The organism is Mesorhizobium sp. M2A.F.Ca.ET.037.01.1.1, from assembly GCF_003998075.1.
Lineage (GTDB): Bacteria > Pseudomonadota > Alphaproteobacteria > Rhizobiales > Rhizobiaceae > Mesorhizobium.
Genome location: NZ_RZSA01000591.1, coordinates 1 through 4,259, shown reverse-complemented (window position 1 = coordinate 4,259; position 4,259 = coordinate 1). Strand labels below are relative to the sequence as shown.

The following is a 4,259-nucleotide window of genomic DNA, read 5'->3' as shown; positions in this document are numbered from 1 at the left end:
GCCGTGCAGCGTCAGGTCGAACATGACCGCGCCCTTGGCGGGCTCCAGCATGGCGATCATGTCGAGCGCTGCGGCCGCCGTCTGCTCGTCCTTCAGCCCGGCATTGTTGATGAAATCGGGATCGGTGAGGATGTAGAAGGGTTCGTTGTCGAGCTCGGTGAGGATGGCTTTGCCGTCACCGGCCGCGATCAGCGGGTGATCGTCCGCCACCCATTGCAGTTCGTCCGGCACGGCGATCTTGCGGCCTTGGACATCGATCGTGTCGACCTTCGGCTTGCCTTCGCCGAGCTTCGCCTTGGCGATGCGGCCGAGCCAGTCGTTGACGACCGAGTTCGGCAGCCGTTCGATTTTCGTTTCCCAACCGTCACGGCCCAGCAATGGCATGGTCTGCCATTTCGGCAACACGAACAGCGTGTCCTTGCCTGAGCGCAGCTTGATGAGGTGATCGAACGCGGCCGGGTCGCTGCCCGGCGCGATGGTGACGACGAGCAGGAAGGTGGAAGCCAGCGGCGACTCCTTCTCGCCGCGCTCCATCGGCGGCGCCTGTCTAGTGGTGAGCTTCAGCCATTCGACAAGCCCGGCATAACCGGTGCCGCCTTTCGAAAACGGCGTGGCGCCGCCTTCAGGCTGGCGGAAATCGGGCGCATAGGTGGACAGGAGGAAGAAGCCTGCAGCGGCCAGAAGACTGGCGAAAATGCCCCAGAACAACGTCTTGCGGCTGAACGGCTCCTGCGCTGCTTCCGTCGTTGCCACGCTCATGCCCAGGCGTCCCGGAAGGCGAAGCGCTCATAGGCGCCGCGCGCCTGCTGCCACCCTTCGGCGCCGACGGGCCGCCGGGCAAACAGCGCGGCTTCGACGATGCGGGCGATCTCGCTGAAGGCGGCGCGGGGCCGGCTGGGGATCGAGCTGGCGGCCGCGATGTCGCGCGCGGTGAGCGACGGTCGCAGGAAGTCCGGTATGTGGGTCGCGATGTCGGCGACGCTGCGGCGCAGCAGAAGATGCACCGCCTCGTCAAACTCGCCGCGGGCGGCGAGCGCATCGGCCTCGGAGAGCAGGACCTGGGCGACTTCAGCGTCCGGACGCCATCCCTCCTTCTCCTCGGTCTCCTGGCGCTTGCGCCGCCAGGACAGGCGCCAGGCGACGCCTTTGGCTTCAAGGACGAGCAGAAAAGCGATGATCGCGACGCCGAGGATCACCGCGCCCCAGAACAGATAGATCATGTAGGGGCCGAGCTTGGCCAGGCCATCCAGCAGCGGCTTCAGCCACTGCGGCGGCTCGGGCCGCACATAGGTCGGCAGCCCGAACTGGATCGAATCGTCCGCCAGCAGCTGCATGTGCAACTGTGCCAGCCGTTCCGCATCTTCCGTCCCTGCGGCTGTCACCCGCCCGTTTCCCCTGCAACCCGCGGTTCAGGGCCGACACTGGCAATACGCCATGACAATTGCAAGTGCACTGGACGCAGCCCCGCAATCTTGGCAAATTTACTTTGAAGTCACCGATTGGATGCGGCGATGACTCGGGGGAAATTATCATGACCACTGCAACTTTGGGACAACCCGGCAGGTTCGAGATCGGCAGGGTCTTCAGCAACACATTCGGCGTCATTGGCCGAAACATCGGGCTTTGCGTGGGGCTGGCGGCGCTGTTCGCCGGCCTGCCGACATTGGTGATCCGGATGGTGACCCAGCCTCAGATCGACGCGATTCTGCAAAGGGATCCTGGTGCCATGCCTGATCCGAGCGCGGCATTTCGCAATTCCTACATCACCATCATCGCCGGTCTGATTTCATTTGTGTGCACGCTTCTGCTGCAATCGGCGCTGGTGCGGGCGACCATCGAGGACCTCAACGGCAAGCGGCCGTCCTTCGGCGACTGCATCCAGATTGCGATCCGCTTTCTGCTGCCGACGCTGGCGATCGGCATTCTTGTCGCTCTCGGCGCGGGCATTGGCCTGATGCTGCTGATCGTGCCCGGCATCATTCTGTGGCTTGGCTGGTCGATGTCGGTGCCCGTCCTGATCCAGGAACGGCGGGGCGTGTTCGGCTCGATGTCGCGCAGCCGCGCCCTGACCAAGGGCAGCCGCTGGTCGCTGTTCGGCCTGTTCCTCATTCTCATCATCATCGCGATGATCATCCAGTGGGGAATTTTGCTCGTTCTCGTGCTGTTCGGCGGCCTCATCGCCGAGATCGGCGCCGCGCTGGTGCAGACCGTGGTGTCGATGGTGCTCTCGATCGCCACCGCGGTGAGCTACGTCGAGCTGCGTCAGGCGAAGGAAGGCGCAAGCATCGACGAACTGGCGGAGATTTTCTCGTAGCGGCCGGCACCGTCGAGGAGCGACAGCCGCCTAGTGACAACAGCAACAGTCCGCCTGCACGCTCGTCCGGCTCCTTCCAGGTCAGATTGTAGAAAGGCCCGGCGGCATAGGCGATGCCCCAATGCACGAAGGCGCAGCCGGGATCGCGCTCCAGCGCCTTCTCGAAGCATTTGATGCCTTCCTCGTGGTTGAAGCCGTAGCACCAGTTCAGCCCGATATCGAACCAGCGCTGCGTCTCGTCCGAGGAGGTGGAAATGGGGCGGCGATAGGTGCCGAGGTCGAAGTGATCCATGCCTTGCTGCTTCTCGTATTTCGCGCCGGTGAAAGCCGACCGAGCGCGCAATCTGTGCCGAAAGGCGGCTGATTGGCAAATGACAAACGACCGGCGCGACCCAACCGAGCCACGCCGGCTGTTTCGGCCCCGGAGGTTCAGCTCTCCAGCCACACCTTTTCGAAATGCTGCTCGAGCGCCTGGTGCTGTTCGCAGCCTTGCACGCCCTTGCGATAGGTGCGGTAGACCGAGCGCCAGTAGGGCTGGATGATGATGCCGCTGTCGCGCAAATTGCTCTCGATCTTGGCCATGATCTCTTTGCGTGCCGTGGCGTCCGGCGTCGCAAGCGCCTTGTCGAGAAGCTCGTCGAACTCCTTGTTCGAATAAGCGCTTTCGTTCCAGGCCGCGCCCGATTTATAGGCCAAGGCTAGCACCTGGACGCCGAGCGGGCGGCCGAGCCATTCGGTGCAGGAATAGGGGAACTTGCTCCAGTCGTTCCAGAAGGTCGCGGCCGGCAGCACTGTGCGCTTGATCTTGAAGCCCGCCTCGCGGATTTGCGCCGCGATCGCATCCGCGGTGCTCTTTTGCCATTCGATGTCGACCGAGATCAGCTCATATTCGTGGTCGGCCTTGCCCCATTCCGACATCAGCTTCTTCGCCTGGTCGACGTCGCGTTTGGCCGGGCCGATATCGGCGAATTCCGGATGCATGGGGCCGACATGGTGGTTGTCGGCGGGCTTGCCGCGCCCGTCGAGGCCGAGCTTCAGCACGGCCGCATTGTCCACGGCAAGCTGGGCGGCGCGGCGCAGCTTGACGTCGTCATAGGGCGCGTTGGAGACATTGAAGCGCGCGACGATGGTCGAGCCGGTGGCGATCTCGGAATTCTGCAGGCCCATCTTGTCGGTTTGCGAGACGGCGTCCGATGCGGTTTCGTGGTCGGTGTCGATCTCGCCGGATTCGAAGGCCGACAGCATGGCGTTGGGGTCGGAGCCGTAATCGACCCATTTGATGCCGTCGAGATGGAACTCGCCCTTCCACCAGGGTTTGTCCTTGCGCTTTACTTCCGCGCCGGTCTCGGCATCCCAGCTCACCAGCTCGCAGGGGCCGGTGGTGATCGCCAGCGCCTTCTTCGGGTCGGCCTCGCCCTCATAGGAGCGGTGCATGATCAGCGCCGGATAGTCGGCCATGCCGGCGATCAGCGAAATGTCGGGCTTGGGCAGGTTGAGCTTGACGGTGTAGTCGTCGATCTTCTGGATGCCGCCATCGACCGGCTTCTTGGTGTCGGCATTGACCAGCGCGCCCATGCGCGCGGCGACCGAATTGCCGGCGACCGACGCATCGCACCAGCGGTTGAGATTGTGGATCACATCGTCGGCGTTGAACGCGTCGCCATTCGACCAGGTGATGCCCTTTCGCACGTGAAGAGTGATCGTCTTGGCATCATCGCTGGTCTCCCAGCTTTCCAAGAGCCAGGGCTCGAAGGAAAAGTCGGTGTTCCAGCGCACCAGATATTCGTTGCACTGGCGCGCGACATTCGACATCTCGACGCCGTCGAAGGTGCGCGGATCCTTGAACCCCTTGACGTTCATCGCGACGCGCAGCACGCCGCCCTTTTTCGGCTCGGCGGCGCGGGCAGGCGAGGGGGCGATCCCGCCCAGCGCCACCGCGCCGGCG

General features: G+C 63.8%; 3 protein-coding genes and 2 pseudogenes. 1 reads left to right on the top strand and 4 read right to left on the bottom strand.

Annotated features, from left to right (window positions below):
• Both EOA27_RS24915 and EOA27_RS24910 read right to left on the bottom strand, forming a co-directional pair.
• Positions 1-759 (bottom strand): annotated as a pseudogene (locus EOA27_RS24915) (DUF4350 domain-containing protein); the annotation flags it as partial.
• Entirely contained in the window at positions 756-1,382 is a 627-nt protein-coding gene (locus EOA27_RS24910) for a DUF4129 domain-containing protein (protein ID WP_127257495.1), read from the bottom strand. The gene EOA27_RS24910 and the pseudogene EOA27_RS24915, both read right to left, overlap by 4 nt.
• A 149-nt stretch (positions 1,383-1,531) precedes the next feature.
• On the opposite strand from EOA27_RS24910, the gene EOA27_RS24905 reads away from it, so the two are divergent.
• Positions 1,532-2,314 carry a hypothetical protein gene (locus EOA27_RS24905; protein WP_126083070.1) on the top strand — a complete coding sequence of 261 codons (783 nt, stop codon included), beginning with the start codon at positions 1,532-1,534 and terminating at the stop codon, positions 2,312-2,314.
• 70 nt (positions 2,315-2,384) lie between these two features.
• On the opposite strand, the pseudogene EOA27_RS42280 reads toward EOA27_RS24905, so the two are convergent.
• Positions 2,385-2,606 (bottom strand): annotated as a pseudogene (locus tag EOA27_RS42280) (hypothetical protein); the annotation flags it as partial.
• Positions 2,607-2,743: 137 nt separating this feature from the next.
• Positions 2,744-4,259: ABC transporter substrate-binding protein (locus EOA27_RS24895; RefSeq protein ID WP_145970514.1), on the bottom strand; the 1,516-nt coding region annotated here is incomplete at its 5' end.

Coding starts and splice junctions, on each gene's coding strand:
- EOA27_RS24905 (WP_126083070.1), top strand. CDS start 1,532: ATGACCACTGCAACTTTGGGACAACCCGGCAGGTTCGAGATCGGCAGG.